Annotated in this window: 24 protein-coding genes; 20 read left to right on the top strand and 4 right to left on the bottom strand. The window is 65.6% G+C overall.

Annotated elements, in window-relative coordinates; all coding sequences use genetic code 11:
• The first annotated feature begins 39 nt into the window (after positions 1 to 39).
• The 11 genes from ACOI2T_RS22225 (at position 40) to phtC (ending at position 12,905) form a co-directional block, all read left to right on the top strand.
• Positions 40 to 1,107: a cupin domain-containing protein gene (locus ACOI2T_RS22225; protein ID WP_409503576.1), complete on the top strand. Its 1,068-nt coding sequence runs from the start codon at positions 40 to 42 to the stop codon at positions 1,105 to 1,107.
• On the top strand, positions 1,098 to 2,018 hold the full coding sequence (locus tag ACOI2T_RS22220) for an AAA family ATPase (protein WP_409503575.1): 921 nt from the start codon (positions 1,098 to 1,100) through the stop codon (positions 2,016 to 2,018). The genes ACOI2T_RS22225 and ACOI2T_RS22220 overlap by 10 nt, the downstream gene beginning before the upstream one ends.
• Positions 2,015 to 2,635, top strand: a complete 621-nt coding sequence (locus ACOI2T_RS22215; RefSeq protein WP_085148052.1) for an isochorismatase family protein — start codon at positions 2,015 to 2,017, stop codon at positions 2,633 to 2,635. Before ACOI2T_RS22220 ends, ACOI2T_RS22215 begins: the two co-directional genes overlap by 4 nt.
• An 81-nt stretch (positions 2,636 to 2,716) precedes the next feature.
• Positions 2,717 to 3,745, top strand: a complete 1,029-nt coding sequence (locus ACOI2T_RS22210) for a cupin domain-containing protein (RefSeq protein WP_409503574.1) — start codon at positions 2,717 to 2,719, stop codon at positions 3,743 to 3,745.
• A gap of 348 nt (positions 3,746 to 4,093) precedes the next feature.
• Positions 4,094 to 5,200, top strand: a complete 1,107-nt coding sequence (locus ACOI2T_RS22205) for an ABC transporter substrate-binding protein (RefSeq protein ID WP_409503573.1) — start codon at positions 4,094 to 4,096, stop codon at positions 5,198 to 5,200.
• Between the two features lie 51 nt (positions 5,201 to 5,251).
• On the top strand, positions 5,252 to 7,003 hold the full coding sequence (locus ACOI2T_RS22200) for an ABC transporter permease (protein WP_264051481.1): 1,752 nt from the start codon (positions 5,252 to 5,254) through the stop codon (positions 7,001 to 7,003).
• 25 nt (positions 7,004 to 7,028) lie between these two features.
• Positions 7,029 to 8,201 (top strand): ABC transporter ATP-binding protein, encoded by a 1,173-nt coding sequence (locus tag ACOI2T_RS22195; RefSeq protein ID WP_409503572.1) that lies wholly within the window; start codon positions 7,029 to 7,031, stop codon positions 8,199 to 8,201.
• Positions 8,202 to 8,209: 8 nt separating this feature from the next.
• Entirely contained in the window at positions 8,210 to 9,454 is a 1,245-nt protein-coding gene (locus ACOI2T_RS22190; RefSeq protein ID WP_409503571.1) for an MFS transporter, read from the top strand.
• Between the two features lie 60 nt (positions 9,455 to 9,514).
• Entirely contained in the window at positions 9,515 to 10,660 is a 1,146-nt protein-coding gene (locus ACOI2T_RS22185; protein ID WP_409503570.1) for a cupin domain-containing protein, read from the top strand.
• A complete protein-coding gene (locus ACOI2T_RS22180; protein WP_409503569.1) occupies positions 10,657 to 12,192 on the top strand; it encodes an ethanolamine ammonia-lyase reactivating factor EutA in 1,536 nt (511 codons plus the stop codon). The genes ACOI2T_RS22185 and ACOI2T_RS22180 overlap by 4 nt, the downstream gene beginning before the upstream one ends.
• Positions 12,189 to 12,905 (top strand): 3,4-dihydroxyphthalate decarboxylase, encoded by a 717-nt coding sequence (phtC, locus tag ACOI2T_RS22175; RefSeq protein WP_409503568.1) that lies wholly within the window; start codon positions 12,189 to 12,191, stop codon positions 12,903 to 12,905. The genes ACOI2T_RS22180 and phtC overlap by 4 nt, the downstream gene beginning before the upstream one ends.
• Here phtC and ACOI2T_RS22170 read toward each other — a convergent pair.
• Positions 12,900 to 13,754 (bottom strand): NAD(P)-dependent oxidoreductase, encoded by an 855-nt coding sequence (locus tag ACOI2T_RS22170; RefSeq protein WP_409503567.1) that lies wholly within the window; start codon positions 13,752 to 13,754, stop codon positions 12,900 to 12,902. The two genes, phtC and ACOI2T_RS22170, sit on opposite strands and share 6 nt — an antisense overlap.
• Before the next feature lie 172 nt (positions 13,755 to 13,926).
• On the opposite strand from ACOI2T_RS22170, the gene ACOI2T_RS22165 reads away from it, so the two are divergent.
• The 4 genes from ACOI2T_RS22165 to ACOI2T_RS22150 are packed head-to-tail and all read left to right on the top strand — an operon-like array spanning position 13,927 to position 17,361.
• Positions 13,927 to 15,159, top strand: coding sequence for an aromatic ring-hydroxylating dioxygenase subunit alpha (locus tag ACOI2T_RS22165; protein ID WP_234790932.1), 1,233 nt, complete (start codon positions 13,927 to 13,929; stop codon positions 15,157 to 15,159).
• Positions 15,156 to 15,665 carry a 3-methyl-2-oxobutanoate hydroxymethyltransferase gene (locus tag ACOI2T_RS22160; protein ID WP_409503566.1) on the top strand — a complete coding sequence of 170 codons (510 nt, stop codon included), beginning with the start codon at positions 15,156 to 15,158 and terminating at the stop codon, positions 15,663 to 15,665. The genes ACOI2T_RS22165 and ACOI2T_RS22160 overlap by 4 nt, the downstream gene beginning before the upstream one ends.
• Positions 15,666 to 15,676: 11 nt before the next feature.
• The gene (locus tag ACOI2T_RS22155) at positions 15,677 to 16,504 is read left to right on the top strand and encodes a 3-methyl-2-oxobutanoate hydroxymethyltransferase (protein WP_409503565.1); all 828 of its coding nucleotides are present in this window, start codon (positions 15,677 to 15,679) and stop codon (positions 16,502 to 16,504) included.
• Complete coding sequence (locus ACOI2T_RS22150; protein WP_409503564.1) at positions 16,501 to 17,361, top strand: alpha/beta fold hydrolase; 861 nt, start codon at positions 16,501 to 16,503, stop codon at positions 17,359 to 17,361. The genes ACOI2T_RS22155 and ACOI2T_RS22150 overlap by 4 nt, the downstream gene beginning before the upstream one ends.
• Here ACOI2T_RS22150 and ACOI2T_RS22145 read toward each other — a convergent pair.
• Entirely contained in the window at positions 17,347 to 18,093 is a 747-nt protein-coding gene (locus ACOI2T_RS22145) for a FadR/GntR family transcriptional regulator (protein WP_409503563.1), read from the bottom strand. The genes ACOI2T_RS22150 and ACOI2T_RS22145 overlap by 15 nt on opposite strands.
• Positions 18,094 to 18,205: 112 nt before the next feature.
• On the opposite strand from ACOI2T_RS22145, the gene ACOI2T_RS22140 reads away from it, so the two are divergent.
• The 5 genes from ACOI2T_RS22140 to ACOI2T_RS22120 are packed head-to-tail and all read left to right on the top strand — an operon-like array spanning position 18,206 to position 21,179.
• Positions 18,206 to 18,529 (top strand): ArsR/SmtB family transcription factor, encoded by a 324-nt coding sequence (locus tag ACOI2T_RS22140; protein ID WP_198538928.1) that lies wholly within the window; start codon positions 18,206 to 18,208, stop codon positions 18,527 to 18,529.
• Between the two features lie 58 nt (positions 18,530 to 18,587).
• Positions 18,588 to 19,289: an energy-coupling factor ABC transporter permease gene (locus ACOI2T_RS22135; RefSeq protein WP_409503562.1), complete on the top strand. Its 702-nt coding sequence runs from the start codon at positions 18,588 to 18,590 to the stop codon at positions 19,287 to 19,289.
• The gene (locus tag ACOI2T_RS22130) at positions 19,286 to 19,645 is read left to right on the top strand and encodes a PDGLE domain-containing protein (RefSeq protein ID WP_409503561.1); all 360 of its coding nucleotides are present in this window, start codon (positions 19,286 to 19,288) and stop codon (positions 19,643 to 19,645) included. The genes ACOI2T_RS22135 and ACOI2T_RS22130 overlap by 4 nt, the downstream gene beginning before the upstream one ends.
• The gene (gene cbiQ, locus ACOI2T_RS22125) at positions 19,642 to 20,427 is read left to right on the top strand and encodes a cobalt ECF transporter T component CbiQ (RefSeq protein ID WP_421877371.1); all 786 of its coding nucleotides are present in this window, start codon (positions 19,642 to 19,644) and stop codon (positions 20,425 to 20,427) included. Before ACOI2T_RS22130 ends, cbiQ begins: the two co-directional genes overlap by 4 nt.
• On the top strand, positions 20,424 to 21,179 hold the full coding sequence (locus tag ACOI2T_RS22120) for an energy-coupling factor ABC transporter ATP-binding protein (RefSeq protein WP_409503559.1): 756 nt from the start codon (positions 20,424 to 20,426) through the stop codon (positions 21,177 to 21,179). Before cbiQ ends, ACOI2T_RS22120 begins: the two co-directional genes overlap by 4 nt.
• Here ACOI2T_RS22120 and mtr read toward each other — a convergent pair.
• Together mtr and ACOI2T_RS22110 are read right to left on the bottom strand one after the other, a co-directional pair.
• Positions 21,176 to 22,561: a mycothione reductase gene (gene mtr, locus ACOI2T_RS22115; RefSeq protein WP_409503558.1), complete on the bottom strand. Its 1,386-nt coding sequence runs from the start codon at positions 22,559 to 22,561 to the stop codon at positions 21,176 to 21,178. The genes ACOI2T_RS22120 and mtr overlap by 4 nt on opposite strands.
• 8 nt (positions 22,562 to 22,569) lie before the next feature.
• Positions 22,570 to 23,589, bottom strand: a complete 1,020-nt coding sequence (locus ACOI2T_RS22110; RefSeq protein ID WP_067852469.1) for an alpha/beta hydrolase — start codon at positions 23,587 to 23,589, stop codon at positions 22,570 to 22,572.
• Between the last annotated feature and the right edge of the window lie 26 nt (positions 23,590 to 23,615).

Here is a 23,615-nt window from a genome sequence, read left to right as displayed (position 1 = left end):
CGCCGTAATCGATTCGACCGCAATCCAGGAAAGGACAACATGGCCTCGCGTACGACCACCAAGGTGACGCACTACCACGTGCAGAAGAAACGGCGTGCCGACTTCATCGAAGAATGGCGCGGCTACCAGAAGACCGTCGTCGCGCTCGAGGACGTGACGATGGCGCAGACCGCACGCGGCACCCGGGTCGGCGTGTACGTCGGTGCCGACGGAGACCGGCCGACCCGCTCGATGGACGCACTGGCGCACGAGATCGACCCGGGCGTCGTGTCCACGATCCACCGGCATTCGTGGGACGCGATGGTGCTGGTCGTCGCCGGACAGGGCTGGACCGAGATCGACGGCGAGCGAATCGATTGGGGGCCGGGCGATTCCATCCACATCCCGGCCTGGGCCTGGCACCGGTCTGGTAACGACGGCGATGACACGGCGCGGTATCTCACGTTCTCCAGCGAGCCGTTGCTGGAGACCATGGGCATGTCGATGATCGAAGACGCCGGGCACACGCCGGTGAGCGAGTTGCCGGGCAGGCCCGACTTCTCGGCCGCCGTCACGGGCGACGATCCCTACGCGCGCCGCGTGCGCCGGTTGGCCGCCGATCAACATGCCCGACGGTCGGGACGGTTGCACACGAGCTGGGACGAACTCGAACTGCTGCCGACGCCGCGCGGCACGCGCACGACGTTCCTCCTCGATCGGGCAATCGGGTACCAGGCATCCGGGATATCGATGGCGATGTTCGAAATAGGTCCTGGCCGTGGACAATCGATGCACCGGCACGCCGGTGAGGCATGGCTGTACGTTCTCGAGGGGTCGGGTCACAGTTATCTGGGTACCGAGCCCGAGGGCGGTACGAATTATCCGTGGAAGAAGGGCGACCTCATCGTCGTCGACCATTTCTTGTGGCACCAGCATTTCAACGACGACCCGCAGAACACCGCCAAGGTCGTCCGCATCCACATGTTCGACAGCCTGCTCGACACCATGCGGGTCCTGATGGATCCGATGGTGCTGTTCGAGGAGCCGCCGGAGCACATCCGCGATGCGCAGGCCGGTGATCCCACGACGGTCGACTGGCCAGAGGTCACCAGGCCGACATGGCCGTGACGCCGGCTGCGTTGCCGCCCGGAGTGCTGTCCGTCCACGCGCTACCGGCGGACCACCACGACGGTCCGTGGGACCACATCATCACGGCCGACGGCGTCAAGGACCGGTTGCTCAACCATGCTCTGCTGACGCTGTTGCACGGCCCGGCGCTGGGAACCCTCGCCGGGCTGCCACACGGTCTGATCATCCTCGCGGGCCCGCCGGGCACCGGCAAGACCACGCTGGCTCGCGGGCTCGCCCAGACGGCAGCGCGCGCGGTGGCCGGGCGGGGTGCGACCACCTATGTCGAGATCGACCCGCATGCGTTTCCGTCGGAGTTGCTGGGGGAGAGCCAGCGCAACATAACGACGTTGATGACCGGCACGATCCCGGAGCTGGCCGCTCGGCGCCCGCACACCATCGTGCTCGTCGACGAGGTGGAGAGCTTCGCGGTGTGCCGCTCCGCCGCCTCGTTCGGTTCCAATCCCGTTGACGTGCACCGAGCGACCGACGCGTTGCTGGCCGGTATCGACGCAGTGGCGGCCGACCTGCCGAGGGTGTTGTTCGTGGCGACGACGAACTTCACCGAAGCGGTCGATGAGGCGTTCCTGTCGCGGGCAGACCTGGTGCTGGAGCTGTCGCTGCCGGACACCGCCACGATCGCCGCGATCATCCGGCACAGTTTGCTCGAGCTGGCCGTACTGTGGCCCGGCATCGCGCCGTTGACCGGTGACGACGGATTACATGCCCGGCTCGCCGATGTCTGGGCGGGCCTCGACGGGCGACGCGTGCGCAAGCTCGTGCTGTCCGCGCTCACCCTGCGTCGTGAGGTGGTCCGTGATCCGAACACACTGACCGCCGATGACCTGCTGGCCGCCGTCAACGTGGTCACGCCGGATCCGGCTTCACTTCGGGAGCTCGAATTGCGATGATTCACTACGATTTCCGCAGCACCGGCCTGGTCGTGTTCGACATGCTCGAGGCTTATCGAGAGCCGATCGAGGCGGCCGGCTCGCTGGGCCCCACCACGAGACTGATCGGGGCGTGCCGGAGTGTCGGTGTTCCCATCTTCTACGCGCGGGCCGACCATCGCGGTGACGGTGCGGATTTCGCGCGGACGATAGCCGACACCGACAGTCACTTCCGGCCATGGGGAGCCGACAATCCGTACCGGACCTTACCGCCGTATGGTTCGGGGGATCCCGAGCTGGCGGTCTTGTCCGAGATCGCGCCACGTCCTGGGGATTACGACATTCCGAAACACCGTTGGTCTGCGTTTCACGGCACGCATCTGGAGTTGTCGTTGCGCAGCCGAGACATCGACACCATCCTGTTGGTCGGCGGTTCGGTGCATGTCGGGATCGCCTCGACCGTCTACGGTGCGCGTGACATGGACTTCCAGATCACCGTCATTCCCGAGTGCTGTCACGGTTTCGCCGAGCAGCGGGCGTTCTTCATGGAGAAGGTGTTCCCGCGGATGTGCAACGTCCGCGCGGTGGACGAGGTCATCGCCGGGCTGACGCCGAGGTTCGCGGCGATCCGGAGGTGACGGCCATGGACAAGCGTTGTGACGTGTCTTACCATGGCTAATGGTAAAACCATTGTACAAAAGATGATCCAAGGAGAAGGTATGGCGAAGAAGGGCCGCGTATTCGTCCGCGGACTCACGTCCGAGACCTATGGTCTCGGCGAGTTCCGGCGCCAACAGCTGGCCGTCGAACGGGTTCGTGACGATTCGGTCGTCGTCGACGACGCCAAGGTCGCGCATTCTGGCGACAGTGAGAAGTCGCGTACGTGGTGGCGCATCGGCCCGGGCGACGAGGATTTCCTGACTCAGACGATTCAGGTGCATTTCGTCGAGTTGCCGCCGCAGTCGTCCAATCACGGGCACGGTCACCAGAACGAGGCCGCGTTCTACATTCTGGAGGGCCGTGGCTACGAGATCCACGACGACAAGCGCTATGACTGGGCCAAGGACGATCTCGTGTACGTCCACACCGACTCGGTGCACCGCCACTTCAACCCCTATGACGAAAAGGCGCTCGCCCTCGTCGTGAAGGCCAAGTGCACGTGGATGTTCATGGGTCTGATCCAGCAGGGGCGCAGTGGTCCGGTCGAGAACGAAGAGGCGTTCGGCCCGCGCGAGGATTGGTCCAAGATCTGGACCCCCGGAGTGTTGGACCGCAAGAAGGTCGTCGGCCCGGCCGATACGGTCTGGGAGCAGACGCCGCTCGGCCGGGTCCGGGTGATCGCGTCACCGCGGCACACCGACGGCCGCATCTTCAGCATCGACGCCTTCGAACTCGAGATCGAAGCCGGCGGGCACTCCGGCAAGTACTGGAAGATGGCCGACGAGGTCTTCTACGTCCTATCCGGCGGGGGCTATGCCCTGCAGTGGGAAGTCGAGGCCGAGATCGCCGAGAAGTATTACGCGCGGATCGCCCGGGAGCCGAAGCGGTACGACATCAAGCAGGGCGACACTCTGTACGTCCCGCAGAACCACGTCTGTCAGATCTTCGCCGCGGACGGTACGCCGTTGCGGTTGTTCAACGCACAGAACCGCGTGTTCAAACACCTCGGCTACGACACTGTGCACTATTTCGAGCCGGCGTCCGGCTCGGATCAGGCGCTCGGCGAATTGGCCGACACCTCCGCCTGATCGCTCTGAAGACCGGCTGAACCTGACAAACCCAGGGTTCGGTCCGGCGGCTCGCGAACCGGCCGCCGGGCCGAACCCTCATGTTCATCTCGGCTTTCTCTCTGCCGATTCCGCATCGCCCCGTGTTGGCCGCGGGCGGGAAATTCACTCGATCCGGCGTGTCCGGTGGCATCGCTGCGCGCCCATCGGTCGGACCTTCGAAGGCGTAAATACAATACTGTTAGCCCCTTCACAGCGGCCACCGGACATGGTAGAAATCACACAGCAATGGTCTTACAATAAGTCCACTGCTACCGCCGGGCTCCAGCTCACGGGCTCCTCGCAACCGACAGATAGGACTGCAAGGCAATGTCACCACGTCTCGGCCGGCTCACCGTTGCCATCGGCCTGACCTTCGCTCTGGTCGCCTGCGGCGGTTCCCCGACAGCGTCGAACACGAACGTCGGTGCTGCGGAAACCGCGGCGAAGTACCAGCAGTACGAAGGGCTCAAAGGGCAGGAGCGGCGGGAGCGCCTCGTCCAGGACGCCAAGGCCGAGGGCGGTGAGGTGTCGTTGTACACGTCGATGACCGCCGATGTCGCCGAGGCCGTCACCAAGGCGTTCACCGAACAGACCGGTATCCGCGTGAAGCTGTATCGCGCCGCTTCCGAGACCGTCCTGCAGCGACTCCTGCAGGAAGCGAGTGCCAACCATCCCGGTGCGGATGTGGTCGAGACCAACGACCGTGAGATGAGCGCGATCGGTGGGGAAGGGCTGGCGGCGCCGTATACGGGCGAACGCCGCGACCTCGTGGGGGAGGAGGGCCGGTTCGACGACTGGACCGCCACTCGCTACAACCTGTTCACCCCCAGCTGGAACACCACCAAGGTGCCCGCCGGCCAGCAGCCCAAGAGCTGGGAGGACCTCGCCGATCCGAAGTGGGACGGCCAGCTCGCCATGGAGCTCTCCGATTACGACTGGTACCTGACCCTCTACAGCTACTGGCAGAAGAAGGGCAAGAGCGACAGCGAGATCGACCGTCTGTTCGCCGACATGGCCAACGGCGCCAAGGTGGTCAAGGGACACACCGTGATGGGCGAATTGCTCTCCGCAGGACAGTTTGCCGTTGCCGCGTCCAACTACTCGTACCTGGTCCAGCGCGTGAAGGACAAGGGCGCGCCGGTCGCCTACGAGCCCTTCGTGCAGCCCGTGATCGCGCGGCCGCAGGGTGCCGCCCTCATGAAGTCCGCCGCACATCCGGCCGCTGCCCTGTTGTTCGTGGACTGGCTGCTCACCGAGGGCCAGCAGGTGCTCGTCGACATGGCTCTGACTCCCGCGATCGAGCCGGAAGGCCTACCGGACCCGCTGAAAGGCATCGAGGTCATCCCTGTCGACGTCGACAAGCTCGTCAACGAAGCACAGCAGTGGAGCGAGCGGTACAGCGCCTTGCTCGAGAAGAGCGCCAAGGTCGGCTGACCCGATCGTGTCCTCGCCCATGTCCGCACGCGTCTGTTCTGAGGTGAATACATGACCACCACCGCGCCGCCCCGGCCGACACCCCGCACGCCGTCGATCAACTCGTTGCCGGCCGAACCAGCCCGTTGGCGGCGTTGGCTGCCGACCCCGAAGGTGCTGATCCTCGGCCTCGTGGCCACCGTCATCGCCTACCTGGCGATCGTGCCGCTCTACTACCTGTTCTGGGGCACGTTCTTCGACGCGTCCGGGTTCACCGTGTCGGGCTTTCAACGTGCGTACGGCAACGACCAGATCTTCAGCCTGGTCGGGAACTCGCTCTGGTTCGCCGCAGGGGCCGCGGTCGTATCACTGGTGATCGGCACCGGTTTGGCGTACCTGAACGTGCGGACAGACGTGCCGTTCAAAGCGTTGTTCTTCGCAGCGTCGATCATCCCGCTCGTCATACCGGGGATCTTGTACACGATCGCCTGGATCCTGCTCGGCAGTCCGGACATCGGGTTGATCAACCATTATCTCGAGCCGATCTTCGGCCGGGCGGTGATCGATGTCTTCACCGTCTGGGGAATGGTCTGGGTTGAGGGCCTTCAGCTTTCGCCGATCGTGTTCCTGCTCATGGTGGCGTCGTTCCGTTCCATGGATCCGTCCCTGGAAGAGTCGGCACTGATGTCGGGCGCGAGCCGATGGACCGTGTTTTTCAGGGTCACGGTGCCGCTGGCGCGGCCCGCGATCGTCGCGGCGATCCTGATCATGGTCGTGCGCAGCCTCGAAAGCTTCGAGGTGCCTGCGCTTCTCGGCTTGCAGAACGGTATCTACGTATTCACGAGCCGGATCTATTTCGTGCTCAGGGACTACCCGCCGGACCTGTCGGCCGCTGGTGCCCTGGCCATCGGCCTTCTCGTGATCGCGATCATCGGCGTGGTGATCTCCAACTTCGCGGGCCGCGCCAGCAAGAACTTCCAGACCGTGACCGGCAAGGGTTTTCGGCCTCGCCCCATCCAGCTCGGCAAGTGGCGCCCCGTCGCAGGCGTGTTGATCATCCTGTACTTCCTGATCTCCGTCGTCGCCCCGCTGCTGGTGTTGCTCTACACCTCGCTGCTGAAGTTCTACGCCCCGCCGTCGAAGGACACCCTGTCCAACATCACCTTCGACAACTACCGGCAGCTCGCGCACACCTCCGATGCGATCACCGCACTCAAGAACTCGTTGATCCTCGGCCTGTCGTCGGCCACGCTGGTGATGGCGTTCATGGCGGTGGCGGCCTGGATCGTGGTCCGATCACGGATCCCGGGCCGAAAGATATTGGACGGCTTGGCATTCATGCCGCTCATCGTTCCTGGCTTGGTGATGGGCCTTGCGCTCAGTTTCGTCTACCTGCGCAGCCCGATTCCCATCTACGGCACGCTCTTCATCCTGCTCATCTCCTATTGCACGCGGTATCTGCCCTACGGCATGCGCTACTCCGTGACGTCGATGCAGCAGATCTCGAACGAGCTCGAGGAGTCCGCACTCGTGAACGGCGCCAGCTGGTGGCAGACCTTCCGCCGGGTGTTGTTGCCGCTCTTGATGCCCGGGCTCATCGCCGGCTGGATCTACATCCTCGTCGTGTCGTTCCGGGAGTTGTCGAGCTCGATCCTGCTCTACAGCCCGGGAAACGAAGTCCTGTCCATCCTCATCTTCGAGCAGTTCGAGAACGGGCAGTTCACCGTGTTGTCCGCACTGGGCGTCGTCATGGTCCTGACCCTCGTCGTGCTGGTCACCGTCGCTTACAAACTCGGGGCCAAGGTGGGCCTCAAACAGGATTGACCTCCGGGTCGGAAGGAACACCGAGATGCTCGAAGTCCAGAATCTGGTCAAGTCATTCGATGGCGAGCGGATGAAGCGGCGCGTCCGGAAGGATCGGCCTGCCGGCCGGCCGGGCGACGACGCAGCACCGGTCCGGGTGTTCGCCGTCAACAACGTCAGTTTCGAGGTCAAGCCGGGTGAGCTCTTCACCTTGCTGGGACCGTCGGGGTGCGGCAAGTCCACCACTCTGCGCTCGATCGCGGGACTTGAGCAGCCAGATTCCGGCGTGGTCTCGGTCGGTGGCACCACGTTGTTCGCGGCGGGCGCCGACACCGCCAAGAGCGTGAATGTCCCCGCCAACAAACGGGGATTGGGCATGGTCTTCCAGTCCTACGCGATCTGGCCCCATATGACGGTGTTCGACAACGTCGCGTTCCCGCTACGGGTCCGGCCGCGCAAGCAACGGCCCAGCAAGCACGACATCACCGAACGGGTGCACCGCGTGCTCGAAACCATGGAGTTGCTGCAATACGCGGATCGGCATGCGACCAAGCTGTCGGGCGGGCAGCAACAGCGGCTGGCGCTCGCCAGGGCGTTGGTCGTCGAGCCGGCGCTGCTGCTGCTCGACGAGCCATTGTCGAACTTGGACGCGAAACTGCGAGAGTCGCTGAGATTCGAGCTCAAGCGCCTGCAGCGAGAACTCGGCATCACTTCGATCTACGTGACGCACGACCAGATCGAGGCATTGTCGTTGTCTTCGAACATCGCGGTGATGCGCGCCGGCGAGGTGGTGCAGCTCGGGAAGCCGCGCGACATCTACGAGAACCCGCAGAGCAAGTTCGTCGCCGAGTTCATCGGCACCTCGAACTTCATTGACGGCACGGTGAAATCGCGTAACGGCGACCGGCACGTCGTGGAGACGCGCGACGGCCGGCTCACCCTCGATGCGGCCGCGCACATGCCACCGGGCGCGGAGGTCGTGGTTTCCATCCGCCCGGAAGCGGTCTTGCTGAGCACCGATCGGCCCATGGATGCGGTCAACGTCTGGGAGGGCACCGTCACCACCCGTGCGTTTCTCGGCGACGCCGTCGACCACGTGGTGTCCGTCGGCAAGCATGACATTCGGGCGCGCTGCCTCCCGCACATCTCCCATGCCCCGGGCTCGGCGGTATACATGCAGATGGATCCGGCGAAGCTGGCCCTCGTTCCCGTCGACTGATCGCGGAGATGGGTGTTCCGGCGGTACTGAGGAACCGAGATTTCGATCTCTACTGGACGGGTGTCGTCTTCTCCCAGATCGGCACACGCGGGACGGTTGCGGCGAATCTCTACCACGTATATGCGCTGACCGGTTCGGTGATGCAGACCGGTCTGGTGGGCGCCGCACAAGCGATTGTGCTGCTCGTGCTGAGCCCACTCGGCGGCGTCTACGCCGACCGCTGGGACCGGCGCAGACTTCTGCAGGTGTCACAGGCGGCGGCGATGCTGGTGGCCGGTGCGCTCGCGGTGCTCACGCTGACCCGCCACATCGCCGCCTGGCAGGTCCTGTTGTCGGTCGTCTTGACCACTGCCGCAGCGACTTTCGATCAACCGGCCCGACAGGCGCTGATCCCGGCCCTGGTGCCGCGATCGCAGTTGCCGCAGGCGTTCGCGCTCCTCAACCCGTCGCGCGAGATCGCCGTGTTGCTGGGCCCGGCATTGGCGGGCATCTTCATCGGCATCGCGGGCCCGGGTCTGATGTATGCGGTGGACGCCGGGACCTATGCGGTTCTGGTGGTGCTCCTACAGGCACTGCGGACAGGCAAGCTGGACGGGGCGGGCAAGCACATCTCGGTGTGGCGGCAGATCGGCGAGGGCGCGCGGTTTGTGGCGCGCCGCAAGATCATCTGGATGCTGATGTCACTCGACCTGTCGGCGACCCTGTTCGGCGCCTACCGAGTTGTGCTTCCCGCGTTGTGTGCCACCGTCTTTCACGTCGGGCCGCAGGGCTACGGTCTGCTCTCGGCGGCCCCGTCCGCGGGCGCGTTGCTCGCCACCTATACGGTGTTTCGCGTCGTGGACCGGGCTCAGCGACTCGGGCGGGTGCTGCTGATCGCCACCGTGCTCTACGGATTGGCCAACGTTGTGCTGGCGCAGGCACATGTCTTCCTGATCGCGCTGATCGCGGGTTGTCTGATCGGCGGATTCGACGCGATGGCAACGACGATCCGGCACGCGGCGGTACAGCTGGAGACCCCGGACGAGCTGCGCGGCCGGGTGTCGGCCTTCTACCAGATGTCGTCGCGGGGCGGCCCGGCGCTGGGAGACACCCTCATCGGCGCCGCGGCCGGAGTGCTGGGCCCGGTGGTCGCGCTGACCCTGGGCGGGCTGGTGGCCGCGCTGTACCCGGTCGTGTTCCTTGTCCGGCCCAACCCGGTGCGGGTCTACGAGGGGGTGGCCGCCGAGGATGAGGGCGCGGTGGCGCGAAAGTGACCTTGACACAACAAGTATTGGTAATACCATTAGATCAAAATAGGACGATGGAGGATGCACGTGGCCAAAGATGCGATCGTTTCCGAGGATCTGGCGAAGAAGTTCGCCACCGAGAAGGACTCGCCATACGTGCGATGGGTCCGCGATGAGGGACTCGACATCATCAGCGCGCATTACGTTCCGGACCTCAACACGGTCGAGCTCAAGCCATGGGCCCGCCGCGGTGGGCGCGGTGTGTTCATCAACCACGAGGCGTCGCGAACCTCGAACGACTGCTATGTCTGCGAGATTCCGGCCGGCAAGGAACTCGCCCCGCAACGGCAGTTGTTCGAGGAGATGATCCTCGTACTGTCGGGGCACGGTTCGACGACGGTGTGGAACGACGCAGGCCAACGGGTGACGTTCGAGTGGGGGCCCGGTGCGATGTTCGCCATCCCGCTCAACACCTGGCATCAGCACTTCAACGGTTCGGGCAGCCATGCGGCACGGTTCGTGTCCTCCACGAACATGCCGCCGGTCATCAACCTGTACGACGAGCCCGAGTTCGTGTTCAACACCGCCCACGACTTCACGGGCCGGTTCGCGGGCGAGCCGGACTACTTCGCCCCCAAAGATGAGCAGGACGGGTTGTTGTTGAAGACGAACTTCGTCGCCAACACGGTCGACCTCCCGTTGATCTCGGCGAAGGAGCGCGGGGCGGGCGGCGGCCACATCCGCTTCTCGATGGCGAAAGGCTCGATGAACAGCCATATTTCGCAGTTCGGCACGGCGACGTACAAGAAAGGTCACCGGCATGGCCCCGGTGCGCACGTCATCATTCTCAGCGGCGAGGGATTTTCCCTGATGTGGCCCGAAGGTGAGGAACCGCGCCGCTACGACTGGAAGCGGGGCACCCTCATCGTTCCGCCGAACATGTGGTTCCATCAGCACTTCAACACCGGCGCCGAACCCGCTCGCTACCTTGCCTTCAAGCACGAGGTCGTGTCGATCCGGAACGCGCAGGGTGTTCCGAAGGCTTGGATCAGCAGGCGCATCGGCGGTGATCAGATCGACTACGCCGACGAATCCCCGGTTGTCCGTGAGACGTTCGCCAAAGCCCTGGCGGAGAACGGTTTGGAGCCCAAGATGGACGATGCCTATGCCGCCGAGTTGGCGGATCTGCCGCCGAAGCCGGCCGAGTCGATCGCGGTGGCGTCCCACGCATGACCCATGACGCGGATCACCACCACCATGACGAACCGGACCTGCCACTCGAGGAGAATCCGATCTGGCAGCAGGACAACGTCACGCTGTACAGCGTCGGTATCGACATCGGCAGTTCCGGTACCCAGGTGGCCTTTTCGCGCCTGCAATTACGCAGGCGCGGTGAGGACCTGACGAGTCGGTACGTGGTGGTGTCCCGCGACACGATCTACGAGTCCGAGGTTCACCTGACCCCGTACACCGACGATCTGCAGATCGACGCGCAGACCCTCGGGCACATGCTCGACGCGGCGTACACCGAGGCAGGGCAGGAACCGCGCGATGTGGACACCGGCGTGGTGATCCTGACCGGAGAGGCGCTGCGCCGCCGCAACGCCGAACGGATCGCGTCGGTCGTGGCGGAGCGGGCCGGCGATCTGGTGTGTGCCACCGCCGGCCACCATATGGAGGCCATGTTGGCGGCGTACGGGTCGGGTGCGGCACTCACGTCTCATGAGATGGGCGCGCGCATCCTCAACGTCGACATCGGTGGCGGGACGACGAAGCTCGCCCTCATCGACAAGGGCAGAGTCGTCGCGACGGCGGCCTTCCATGTCGGCGGGCGGCTGATCGCCGTCGCGGGCGACACCGTGACGCGGATCGAGCCCGGCGGGTCCATGCACGCGGCGGCGGCCGGGTTCGACCTCGCGCTCGGCAACCGGGTGTCTGAACCGGAACTTGACGAGATCGCCTCGGCGATGGCCGATCTCGTCATCGCGGCGGTTCGGGGCGAACCCGCGGCCGATCATCTCTATCTGACCGAGCGCATCGGCGGTGAGGCGATGGACGAGGTGGACGGGATCATCTTCTCCGGAGGTGTCGCCGAGTACGTGTACGGCACCGAGCACAGAGATTTCGGCGACCTGGGCCGACGGCTCGGCGTGGCACTGGCCGCCCGCATCGGGGCGGGCGCACTGACCGCACCCGTGTTGCCCGCGGCCGAGCGGATCCGGGCGACCGTGCTCGGGGCGTCCGAATACACCGTGCAGCTCAGCGGAATCACGAGCTTCATCCCGTCGGCGGAATCCACCTTGCCGCGCCGCAATCTGCAGGTCGCGCGACCGCAGTACGAACTCGGTGAGACCGTCGATCCGGATGCGGTGGCAGCGGCGATCTCTGCCCACCTCACGCTGTTCGGCCTGCTGGAGACGCCCGCCGACGTGGCGGTGGCATTGCACTGGTACGGCGCGCCGAGTTATCGGCGGCTGCGGGCCTTCGCCGAGGGCGTCGCGACGGGGCTCGGACGCCGGAGGGCCGAGGGCAGGCCGCTCTACCTGATGATCGACGGCGACATCGCGCTCACCCTCGGCACGATCCTGCGCGACGAACTCGCGGTGACCAACGACCTGCTGATCCTCGACGGAATCGCGCTGCGCGACTTCGATTTCGTCGACCTCGGGCGTGTACGCGAACCGTCGAGAACCGTGCCGGTCACCATCAAGTCACTCGTGTTCGGTGCCGATCAGGCCGCATCCCGCGCGCCGGCGCTGACATGAGCGATCTGAGGGGCGTCGTCGCCACCGCATGCCGGATGCTGGCACACCAGGGTCTTGCGGCCGACGTGCTCGGTCACGTCAGTGTCCGGCTCGATGCCGACCGAATCCTGTTGCGCTGCCGCGGCCCGCTGGACCGCGGCCTGTTGTTCACGGTCCCCGACGACGTCCGGGTCGTGCACCTCGACGGTCGCGCGGACCTCGCAGGCGGCTACGCCGTGCCCAACGAGGTCCACATCCACACCGAACTCTTTCGCGCACGGCCCGACGTGCAGGCGATCGTGCATGCCCACCCAAGCGATGTGGTGGTCGCGGATCTGGCCGGACTCGAACCGCGACAGGTGTTCGGCGCATACAACATTCCCGCGTCCCGGCTCGCACATCGGGGTGTGCCCGTGTACCCACGCGCTGTCCTCATCCGAACGCCGGAACTGGGCCGAGCCGTCGCGGCGGCGGTCGGCGAATCCGCCGCGTGCATTCTGCGGGGGCACGGCATCGTCACGGCGGGGGAGTCGGTGGAGCAGGCGACCATGTGCGCGCTCGATCTCGCCGAACTGTCGCGCATCACCGCCGAGATCAAGCGACTCGGCGGGGCACCGGAACCCTTGCCCGACGAGGACCGCGACGAATTACCCGATCTCGGTGCATCGTTCAACGACAGCTCACGCTGGCGGCACTACGCCAGCCGGTTGGAGATCGCCGGCCTGGCGCTATAGACCGCCTTCGGCTTCGGGAAGCGGCGCGATCCGGCGACCGAGGTAGGTGCATTCCGGTCCGTACAGCAACTCGGCGACGTCGGCCGCACTCATCGTCTTGATGAGTTGGTCGACATGCCCGGAGAGCGGCAACACCAAACCCGCATCCTGTGCGAGCTCGATGACGAAATCCATGTCCTTCTCCTGCCAGGTGAACCGCGTGCTGTCCCAACGCCGCAGAGTGCCGTTGTCACCGGGACACTTCATGAGCACCTCGCGCATGCGTGCGGCGTCAACGCCGTAACGCTTCGCGATCGCGAGCGTTTCGAAGTTCGCGACGCAGTGAATCCAGTGCAGCAGGTTGTTACAGGTCTTGGCGAGCTGACCGGCGCCGAGCGGGCCGACATGCTCGACGCCACGGCTGTAGGTCATCATCACCGGGCGGGCACGCTCGACGTCCGCCGCGTCGCCTCCGCACAGCGACAGCAGGTTACCGTCACGGGCACCCCTGGCGCCGAAGACAACCGGGGCGTCGATGAGGCGAAGTCCCTTCGCCTCGACACTGCGCGACAGTTGCCGCATGAACCCCACGCTGTGAGTGCCTGTCACGACGACGAGTTGACCGGGGTTGCCATGCGCAGCCAGATCCTGGGCTACGCACGCCATCTGGTCATCTGTTCGCAGGCACGCCACGACGATGTCGGCGATCGGCGCGAGATCGGCGATCGCCGTGGCGGCGCGTGCGCCACCGGCGACGGCGGCAGCCAGCCGGTCCGGGTCGACGTCGTGGGCGATGACCTCGAATCCGCCTGCCACAAGGTGGCGTGACATCGGCAGGCCCATATCGCCGACACCGATCCATCCGATCATTTCGTCGCCCTTTCCGCCGACCCGCTTGGCCTTAAGAGCTAATGGTATTACAGTTAGGTTGATCGTGTTCAAGGTCTCACACATCGAGTGGGGCGAGGACAGTTGAGAGGGCGGACGGGTGCTACGGGCAGAAATCAATGAGCTTTTGACCAGGACGGGGCCGGGGACGCCGATGGGCGAATTGTTCCGGCAGTACTGGATGCCGGCGTTGCTGGCCGAGGAGCTCCCGGAGGATGACTGCCCTCCCGTGCGGGTGAAGCTGTTGAGCGAGCGCATGATCGCATTCCGGGACAGCGAGGGCCGGTACGGGCTCATCGACGAGTTCTGCGCTCACCGCGGGGCGTCGTTGTGGTTCGGCCGCAACGAGGAGGGCGGACTGCGCTGCCCCTATCACGGGTGGAAGTACGACGTGACCGGTCAGGCCGTCGAGATTCCATCCGAGCCGGAGAACTCGACGTTCTGTGCGCACGTCAAGCTGACGTCCTACCCGTTGGTGAAGATCGGCGATGTGCTGTGGACCTACATGGGAGACCCCGAAAAGCAGCCTCCGCTGCCCGAATTCGAGTTCGCGCTCGTGCCGCCCGAGCAGACCTACACCTCGAAGCGGTGGCAGGAGTGCAACTGGCTGCAGGCGTTCGAGGGTGGGATCGACTCGAGCCACGTGTCGTTTCTGCACTCGGGCGGACTCAAGTCAGATCCGCTCTTCAAGGGCACCAAGGGCAACGAGTACAACATGGGTGACCTCAAGCCGTTCTTCGAGGTCGCCGATTCCGACGGCGGACTGTTCGTCGGTGCGCGTCGCAACGCCGAGGACGACACCTATTACTGGCGCATCACGCCGTGGGTGATGCCGTGCTTCACGATGGTCCCGCCGCGCGGAGATCACCCGGTGCACGGTCACTTCTGGATTCCCATCGATGACGAGAACTGCTGGGCCTACTCATTCGACTACCACCCGGTGCGCGCGCTGACCGCGACCGAGGTGCAGGCGATGAAAGACGGCCACGGTGTGCACAGCGAGAACATTCCCGGGACGTACCGGCCGGCGGCCAACAAGGACAACGACTACCTGATCGACCGCGAAGCGCAGAAGCGCGGGGACACCTACTCGGGAGTCAAAGGCATCGCGATGCAGGACGCCTCGCTGCAGGAGAGCATGGGCCCGATCGTGGATCGCACCAAAGAGATGCTGGTCTCGGCCGACAGCGGCATCATCAAGGCGCGCCAGAAGCTGAAGCGGGCCGCGGAGGCGTTGCGAGACAAGGGCACGACACCCCCGGGCGTGGACCCGGCCCATCACCGCGTGCGATCGGCGGCCGTCGTGTTGCCGCGTGACGCTTCGTTCGTCGAGGCGTGTCGCGAAGACCTGTCGGTCCGCGAGGGTGTACGGCAGTCGTCGGTATGAGTAGGCCGATACTCGGAAGCAGTTGCGCGCGTGCGGCATCCGCCGCTGAGATGCGCTATCGCATCGACCGCCCGATCCGCGGCCGCAACGGGGCGCGCATCATCGGACTCGATGCGGGCGCGGATGCGATCGTGGAGCGGATCGCACATGAACCGTGGGGGCACGCCCGGTTCCTGTCGCTCGCCGAACGTGTCGGCGATGTGGGCGACCGCGGATCGGAGTCGGTGTCGCTGCGCGACACCGCCGGTGACGTGTCGAGCCTGTTGGTCGAACTCGAGGATGCCGACGTGGTGATCATGGTCGCGACGACCGACGCCGACACCGCGGCGGCCACGATCGTCGGGGCTGCCTGCACGGTTCGAGCCATCATGACGGCAGCGCTCGTCATCGGCGACCGGGAGCGCATCGGAGCAACCGTGGCCACGCTGCGACCGCACGCGCGGGTGCTGATGGTCAGTGGCGACGAACGCGACGTGGTCGACCTACTCACCGCGCTACGCGCATGAAAGGAGCCGACGTGATTGTCGAAGACCGGGTGAAGCTCGGCGATCTTCAGGCGATGAAGCGCGCGGGCCGCAAGATCGTCGGTGTCGTCGCCTGGGATTACCAGATGGCACGGGTGGTCGATCGCGCAGGCGTCGATCTGGTGTCGGTGGGCGATACCGTCGGCGCCAACCTGTGGGGTCAACCAAATCCCCTTGAGATCACGATGGACGAGATGCTCGTGGTGTGCCGGGCCGTGCGCCGCGGCGTCCGGCATGCCCTGCTCAGCTGTGACTTTCCCTTCGGCCCCGTGCAGGAAGGAACGAAGAGCGCAGTGCGCGCGGCCATCCGGTTCGTCAAGGACGCCGGAGTGGACATGGTCAAACTCGACGCAGCGGCCGAGCACCTCGATGCGGTGGAAGCGGTCACGCGCGCAGGCATTCCGGTCTTCGCTCAGTTCGGCATCACACCGCAGACCTCGCTGAAGTACGGCGTCTCCTACAGCGCGACGCCGGGGGCCGGCGACACGGTGCCCGACGAACTTCTCGACGAGATGGTCGGGGAGGCAAAGCGTCTCGAGGGGGCCGGGGCCGTCCTGCTGAACTTCACCAACTCGGGCCCGGTCGTCGGTCCCGCCGTCGCTCAGTCGGTGTCGATTCCCGTGGTCGGTGGATTCGGCGGCGGCCCATGGCTGGACGGACGGGTCCGGATGGCGACCGCCGCGATCGGCTACAGTGCCGACGGGCTGGACAATCCGCCCGACACCTATGCCAATGTCGCGCAAGTGGCATTCGATGCGATCGCCGCCTATGCGAACGACGTTCGGTCGGCACGACAGATCGTCGGTGGCATCGGACGATGAACGTGAACACTGCGGTGATCGACGGTATCTCGACCCGGTTCGAGGTGGCGGGGTCCGGGCCGCCACTGTTGATGTTCTCTCCAGGCGGTTTCAGCGCCACCATGGCGAACTGGGAACACCACGGCCTGTACGGGCGCACCCGGATGCTCGCGCAGCTCCGAGAGCGTTTCACCTGTATCACATTCGACAAACGGGAATCCGGTGGCTCGGGTGGCCGCGTCGAGCGCGTGAAGTGGTCGGACTATGTCGACCAGGGCGTCGGGCTGCTCGACCACCTGGGGATCGAACGCGCGCACGTCATGGGTGCCTGTGTGGGTTGCTCGATCGCAGCGCTCATGGCAACGACACACGCGGGGCGTGTGTCGGCCATGGTGTTGTATTCGCCGGCAGGCGGGGTGAAGTACCGACGCAAGCAACATGGGCGTTTCCTGGCGCATCTCGCTTATGTCGCCGAGCACGGGCTGGATGGCGTCGCCAAGCTGACGAGCACGACCGAGGCGGGATTCTCCGACGACGGGCGAGTCGGTCCCTGGGTGTCGGTGTTGCGTTCCGATCCCGAATTCGCGGCGGACTACGTCGATTTGGATCCCGACCGCTATCGAATCGTCGTCTCCGGGATGAGCACAATGCTGTTCGACCGGGACACGGTTCCCGGGCCCGAGCCCGAAGACCTTCTGGCCTCAGACATTCCGGCGCTGATCGTTCCGGGCCAGGACAGCTCGCATGCCCCGTCGGCGGCACGTTATCTGCAGGAGTGCATACCCGGGAGTCAGTACTGGGACGTTCCCGTGGAAGAACAGACCGCCGAGACCGCGCCGGGGCGGGTCATCGAATTCTTGGCGTCAGTTGCCCTTTGAGACGTGCCGCGCGGTGCGGCCGATGTGGGTACGCATCACGGCGGTGGCCTTCTCGACATCGCCCTTCTTGATGGCGGCCACGAACTGGCGGTGCTCGCGATTTCCACGGATACCCATCTCTGGATGGCCTTCCTGGATGTGGCGCAGCGACATCAGCGTCGGCCCGTGGAACGACTCGGCAAGCATGACGATCGCGGCGTTGTGGCTGGCCTTGGCGACACGGGTGTGGAATTCCGCCGACAACTCCATCGGGTATGAACCGTTCTCGGCCGCGGCATCACCGCGATCGCAGATCTCGAGCAGCTCCTTGATGTCCTCTTCGGTGGCGCGCTCACACACCAGCGGGATGATGCCGAGTTCGAAGACCTGCCGCGCTTCGGTGACCTCCCGGTCGGTGAGGCCCGACATGGTCAGCAGATCCATGATTCCCTCGCCGACGCGGGCGCTCGTGGGTGCCGTGACGAAGGCGCCGCCGCGCGCACCGACCTTGATCGTGACCATGCCGTTGGCTTCGAGGCCGCGCAGTGCCTCGCGCACCGTCACCCGGCTGACGCCGAACTTCTCGCCGAGTTCCCGCTCGGCCGGTAGCCGGTCACCGGGCTTCAGTTGCCCGTCGCGGATCAGCAACCGGACCTGGTCGACGATCATCTCCGAGGCCCGGCCGGGATTGACCCGGGTGAAGATGTCGTCGGATCCGCCCCGCGACGAAGTGATGGAACCGTCAGCCGTCATGGCCCAATGATAAAGCCACCAGACCCTTAGCGGGGGCTTTGGGTGGTCACCGGCGCGTGATGTCAAGCCGAGTGTGCGCCGCATCGGAGGCGGATTGGATTACATTCCACATGTGGACGAGTCGGACAATCAGATCGAGCGGGCGACATCGGCGCTCGTCGATGTCGATACCGCCACCTGGGCCCGGCGCTTCGACCTGCTCTCGGACCCCAATCGCCTGGAGATCCTGCTGGTGCTCCACCGCGCCCCTGGCATTTTCGTCGGCGATCTCGCTGCCGCGTTGGGACGATCGGAAAATGCGGTGTCCCAAGCTCTTCGCGTGCTTCGGCAGCAGGGCTGGGTGACCTCGACCCGGGTCGGCCGCGCGGTGAGCTACCGATTGGAGGACGAGATCGTGCACGATCTGCTGCACCGGATCGGCGCGCGACACGGCTGACGCCATCTGTATATCTGTTCATCTAGACAGGTGACGGTGGCGGGCTTAGGCTATTGGTATGGCCATTCAAAACGTCGCCATGCACATGAGCGACGGCATCGTCAACGCGCCGACATCATTGGTATTCGGCGTCATTGCGGTCGTCGCGCTCGGATACTGCTCTATCCGGGCCCGTGCCGAACTCGATGAGCGAGCGGTACCGCTGGCCGGGCTCGTGGCCGCGTTCATCTTCGCCGTCCAGATGGTGAACTTCCCGATCCTGCCCGGAGTCAGCGGTCACCTCCTCGGCGGCGCCCTCGCGGCGATCCTGGTGGGGCCCTACACGGGTGCGCTGTGCATCGCGATCGTGCTTGTGGTGCAGTCTCTGCTGTTCGCCGACGGCGGGGTGAGTGCGCTCGGCACCAACATCACCAACATGGCGCTGATCGGGGTCGCCGCCGGATACCTCACGGCGGTCCTGCTGTACCGGTTGGCCGAACGCCGCACGCAGCAGATATCGATGCCGGTGCTCGGCACGGTCGCGTTCGGGTCCGCACTTGTCGGCACCGTCTGCGCGGCAATGGGTTTCGTCGTCGAATACGCCATCGGCGGGGCAGGTTCGACCGGGCTGGGCGCCGTGTCGGCCTACATGTTCGGCACCCATCTGTTGATCGGGGCCGGTGAAGGGGTCATCACCGCGCTCACGGTGACGGCGGTCGCGCACACCCGGCCCGATCTGGTCTACCTACTTCGCACCACGAAGACGGAGGTCGCCGTATGAGCACACGCGCAGGCCGGCGCGCGCGGTTCTGGATCGCATTCGCCGCGGTAACCCTGCTCATCGCCGGCGTGGTGTCCTACTTCGCAAGCTCCAGCCCGGACGGGCTGGACTCGGTCACGCTTCAGGGCTGTGAGGTCGTCGAGACCGGCGGCACGGAGACTCTCACCGGCAACTGCATCGCTCAACACACCACCGATCACGCGATGGCAGGCTCGCCGTTCGCTGACTATTCGATCGGCGGCCGCGACGGCACCGGCGGCCTGGCAGGCGTCGTCGGTGTGCTGGTCACGGTTTCGGTGGCCGGCGGCGCGTTCTGGTTGATCGCCCGCAGATCCAAGTCGAACGCCGGACGCTGACGGATGGGGCCGGCCACGCGCATCCGCTGTACCGCGACGGAAATTCGGCACTGCATCGGACGGCGCCCGAGGCCAAGATCGTGTGTCTGGTGGTTTTTGTCGTCGCAGTGGTGGCCACGCCGCGGGAAACCTTCTGGCCCTACGCCGTCTACGCGGCGATCATCGTCGCACTGTGGCTCGTCGCACGAATTCCACTTCGATGGGTTCTGCCGCGCATGCTGATCGAGGCGCCGTTCTTGATCCTGGCGGTGCTGCTGCCGTTCTCCGAGGGCGGTGAGCGGATACATGTTGCGGGTCTGCATCTTTCGGTGGCCGGTTTGTATGCCGCCTGGGGGATCGTGATCAAGGGGACGCTCGGCGTCGCGGCCTCGCTCACCCTGGCCGCCACCACTGCAACCAGTGAACTGCCCCTGGCGCTGAGCCGGCTCGGCGTCCCCGGTCTGGTGGTCTCGATGCTCACGTTGATGATCCGCTACATCGACGTGCTGGCCGGCGAGATGAGCCGCATGCGCATGGCCCGGATCTCGCGCGGCGATTCGCCGCGCGGCCTGCACCAGGCCGGGGCGATCGCGAAAGGCGTTGGCGCGCTGTTTCTTCGGTCCTATGAGCGAGGGGAACGGGTGCATCTGGCCATGCTGTCGCGCGGTTACGGCGGGCGAGTTCCCGCGCTCGCCTTCGGCGCCGGATCGTCGGTGGCCGCGGGCGGCAGACAGTGGCTGCTGGCGATGCTGCCTGCCACCGCAGCGGTTCTGGTCGCGGCCAGTGCATGGGTGCTGAAATGACGACTCCAGACATCGACATCGAAGGTCTGCACCACGTCTATCCGGACGGCCACGTCGGGCTGAGGGGTGTCGACATCGCCATCGCGAGCGGCGAACGAGTCGCGGTGCTGGGGCCCAACGGTGCCGGCAAGACCACGCTCATGTTGCACCTCAACGGAGTTCTGCGGGCGACATCGGGCGCGGTGCGGATCACCGGCCTGCCGGTGACCCGTGAAAACCTCCGAGAGATCCGGCGCAGGGTCGGGTTGGTGTTCCAGGATCCCGACGATCAGCTCTTCATGCCGACCGTTGCCCAGGACGTCGCATTCGGGCCTGCCAATTTCGGCGTGGCGGGCGACGAACTCGCGGCTCGGGTGCGGCGAGCGCTCGCCCAGGTGTCGTTGACCGAACATGCCGACCGGAATCCGGCTCATCTCTCCGGAGGCCAGCGCCGACGTGCGGCTTTGGCCACCGTTCTCGCGTGCGATGCCGAGGTTCTCGTCCTGGACGAACCGTCGGCGAACCTCGATCCGGTGGCCCGCCGCGAACTGGCCGAAACCCTCGCGACGCTGGACGTGACCATGGTGATCGTGACGCACGACCTGCCCTACGCCGCGCAACTGTGCAGCCGGGCCGTCATCATGGACGAAGGCCGGATCGTCGCCGACGGCGCCATCGACACCGTCCTGGCCGACGCCGACCTACTGGCCGCGCACCGGCTTGAATTGCCTTGGGGTTTCGAGGTTCCCGTGCGGCGGGCCGTCGAGTACTAGTCCGTCAGGCCGAGCAACGCATTCTCGATCACCTCGGGCAGGGCCGGGTGAATCCAGTACTGGCCGCGCGCGATCTCGTGCGCGGTCTGTCCCAGGCTCATCGCCTGGATCAGGGGTTGGATGATCGACGACGCCTGGTAGCCCATGATGTGTGCGCCGAGGATCTTGCCGGTCGCGCGGTCGCCGATCAGTTTGGCGATGCCGGTCGTGTCCTCCATCGCCCAGCCGTAGGCGGTGTCGCCGTAGGCCTGAACTTTCGTCACGATGTCGTACCCGGCGTCGCGGGCCTGGGTCTCGGTCAGGCCGACCATCGCCATCTGGGGATCGGTGAACACCGCCGACGGCACGAATCGGTGATCACTGCGCATCAGCGCCGCCGTGTCGTCCCAGTCCCGCAGCAGGTTCTCCTTGACCACGCGGGCCTCGTGGTTGGCGACGTGCTTGAGCTGATAGTCGGAGGACACGTCGCCGAGCGCGAAAATGCCACGTGCCGTGGTGCGTTGATACTCGTCGACGATGACCCGGCCATCCTCGTCGACCTCGACGCCCGCCAGTTCGGCGTCGAGCAGGTCCCCGTTGGGGACGCGGCCGGTGGCCACCAGCAGCATGTCGGCGGCCAGGGTCTTGCCATCGTCGAGTTCCAGCACGATGCGGTCGCCGTCCTGGTGTGAACCGACGACGTTCTCGTGCGTGCGCAGATCCCATTTCTCCGCGGCCAGCGCACTGAACTTGTGGCACAGCGTCTCGTCGCAGTGGGTGAGCAGACCGGCACCGCGCACGACGATCGTGACGTGGACGCCCAGCGCCGAGAACACGTGCGCGAACTCCGCCGCGACGAAGCCGCCGCCGACGATCACGAGGTGATCGGGCAGCTCGGGAATCCGCATGACGTCGTCACTGGTGTAGTACTTGCAGCCGCAGTCGACGATGTTGGGCGGGACGAACGCACGCGAACCCGCGGCGATGACCACCTGATCGCTGGTGAACTCGTCGCCGGCCTCGGTGCGCAGGGTGTAGCGGCCGTCGTCGGTCTTCGGCCCGAACCGGGTGTGGCTGGCGTACACCGTGATGTTGGAGGCCGACCGGCGGTAGTCCTCGCCACCCGCGGCGATCGGGTCGATGCGGCCGAACACCCGCGACACGATGTCGGGCCAGCGCACCTTGTCGATGTGGGAATCGATGCCGAAACGGGCGGAGTGGGCCACAGTGTTGGCTACTTCGGCGGCATACACGAACATCTTGGTCGGGATGCAGCCGACGTTCAGGCACGTGCCGCCGAACGTGCCCTGCTCGCAGATCGCCACCTTCTTGTCGGCGTAGCGGTCGTCGATGATGCTGTTGCCCGAGCCGGTGCCGATGATCGTCAGATCGTAATGCTCCACGCGATGTCCTATCCGGAATGTGTTGTGCTCGAAGAAGATTGCAGACTTTCATAGTGGTCAAGCCAGCGGTCGAGCTCGCGGTAGGCGGCGGCCCGCGGCTCGGCCAGCGACAGGAACACATCGTGCTTGGCGTCGACGATCGGGGTGATGGTGCTGTGGTCGCCCACGCAGCCCGCCCATCGGGCGATTTGCTTGACATCGAGGACGGCGTCGCCGCGTTGAATCGCGGCCGGGTCCGGAGTTTCGGTGACACTGTGGTCGGAACGCAGGATCAGGTTCGGCACGCCCACGTCGAGGCCGCGGTGCAGCCGGGCCTGGCCGCGGCGGATGGCGTTGATCCAGCCGAATGTGACGGGGAATCCGCCCAGCGGCTTCCAGTCGAGGTTGTACTCGAACTCGCCGCCGTAATCGCGGTGCAGGCTCGTGCCGTAACCACCCTCGGTGGGTTTGCGGATCACATACAGCTTGCGCAACCGTGCCAGCGCGATCAGAGCGGCCGAGGTGGGCGCCGTGCGCAGGATCGCCGGACCGTGCAGATCGAAGAACGGGCTGTTGAGCACCAGCCCGCCGATGTTGTGCGTCGCCAATCGACCGCGTTGCCGCATCCGGTCGGTGAACAGCGTGACGATCAGACCGCCCGCCGAGTGGCCGTACATGCAGACGCGCGCGCCGCCGGTGTCCGCGGCGATGATGCCGAGAGCCTGTTCCAGTTCGGAGTCGTAGCGGGCGAGGTCGGTGGTGAAATGCGGGGTCTGGCCCTCGCGGCGGGACCGGCCACATTTGTGGAGGTCCACGGCGTAGAACGCGAAACCGCGTTCGGCGAACCGGTCGGCCAGTTCGGTGTGGAAGAAGTAATCGGTGTAACCGTGCAAGCCCAGGACGGCGTGGGCGCTCGGCGCTGCGTCGCCGCGACGCACCAGCGTGGCCACCAATTCGCCTTCGCCGTCGGGGTCCGGTCCGACCGTAATTGTCCGCTGCCAGAAGCCTGGCAACACATCCGGCTCCCAGGTGGGCTCCCGTGACGTCACGATCCCACCCTAACGGCGCGGCAGAT

The organism is Mycolicibacterium wolinskyi str. Jessa 2025 (assembly GCF_049241375.1).
Lineage (GTDB): Bacteria > Actinomycetota > Actinomycetes > Mycobacteriales > Mycobacteriaceae > Mycobacterium > Mycobacterium wolinskyi.
Note: the sequence above shows the minus strand (reverse complement) of the source record. Positions and strands in the feature narration are given on the sequence as shown.

Bases quoted from the DNA above. Each gene is read 5' to 3' on its own strand.
- ACOI2T_RS22225 (WP_409503576.1), top strand. From the start codon at position 40: ATGGCCTCGCGTACGACCACCAAGGTGACGCACTACCACGTGCAGAAG.
- ACOI2T_RS22220 (WP_409503575.1), top strand. From the start codon at position 1,098: ATGGCCGTGACGCCGGCTGCGTTGCCGCCCGGAGTGCTGTCCGTCCAC.
- ACOI2T_RS22215 (WP_085148052.1), top strand. From the start codon at position 2,015: ATGATTCACTACGATTTCCGCAGCACCGGCCTGGTCGTGTTCGACATG.
- ACOI2T_RS22210 (WP_409503574.1), top strand. From the start codon at position 2,717: ATGGCGAAGAAGGGCCGCGTATTCGTCCGCGGACTCACGTCCGAGACC.
- ACOI2T_RS22205 (WP_409503573.1), top strand. From the start codon at position 4,094: ATGTCACCACGTCTCGGCCGGCTCACCGTTGCCATCGGCCTGACCTTC.
- ACOI2T_RS22200 (WP_264051481.1), top strand. From the start codon at position 5,252: ATGACCACCACCGCGCCGCCCCGGCCGACACCCCGCACGCCGTCGATC.
- ACOI2T_RS22195 (WP_409503572.1), top strand. From the start codon at position 7,029: ATGCTCGAAGTCCAGAATCTGGTCAAGTCATTCGATGGCGAGCGGATG.
- ACOI2T_RS22190 (WP_409503571.1), top strand. From the start codon at position 8,210: ATGGGTGTTCCGGCGGTACTGAGGAACCGAGATTTCGATCTCTACTGG.
- ACOI2T_RS22180 (WP_409503569.1), top strand. From the start codon at position 10,657: ATGACCCATGACGCGGATCACCACCACCATGACGAACCGGACCTGCCA.
- phtC (WP_409503568.1), top strand. From the start codon at position 12,189: ATGAGCGATCTGAGGGGCGTCGTCGCCACCGCATGCCGGATGCTGGCA.
- ACOI2T_RS22170 (WP_409503567.1), bottom strand. From the start codon at position 13,754: ATGATCGGATGGATCGGTGTCGGCGATATGGGCCTGCCGATGTCACGC.
- ACOI2T_RS22165 (WP_234790932.1), top strand. From the start codon at position 13,927: ATGGGCGAATTGTTCCGGCAGTACTGGATGCCGGCGTTGCTGGCCGAG.
- ACOI2T_RS22160 (WP_409503566.1), top strand. From the start codon at position 15,156: ATGAGTAGGCCGATACTCGGAAGCAGTTGCGCGCGTGCGGCATCCGCC.
- ACOI2T_RS22150 (WP_409503564.1), top strand. From the start codon at position 16,501: ATGAACGTGAACACTGCGGTGATCGACGGTATCTCGACCCGGTTCGAG.
- ACOI2T_RS22145 (WP_409503563.1), bottom strand. From the start codon at position 18,093: ATGACGGCTGACGGTTCCATCACTTCGTCGCGGGGCGGATCCGACGAC.
- ACOI2T_RS22135 (WP_409503562.1), top strand. From the start codon at position 18,588: ATGGCCATTCAAAACGTCGCCATGCACATGAGCGACGGCATCGTCAAC.
- ACOI2T_RS22130 (WP_409503561.1), top strand. From the start codon at position 19,286: ATGAGCACACGCGCAGGCCGGCGCGCGCGGTTCTGGATCGCATTCGCC.
- ACOI2T_RS22120 (WP_409503559.1), top strand. From the start codon at position 20,424: ATGACGACTCCAGACATCGACATCGAAGGTCTGCACCACGTCTATCCG.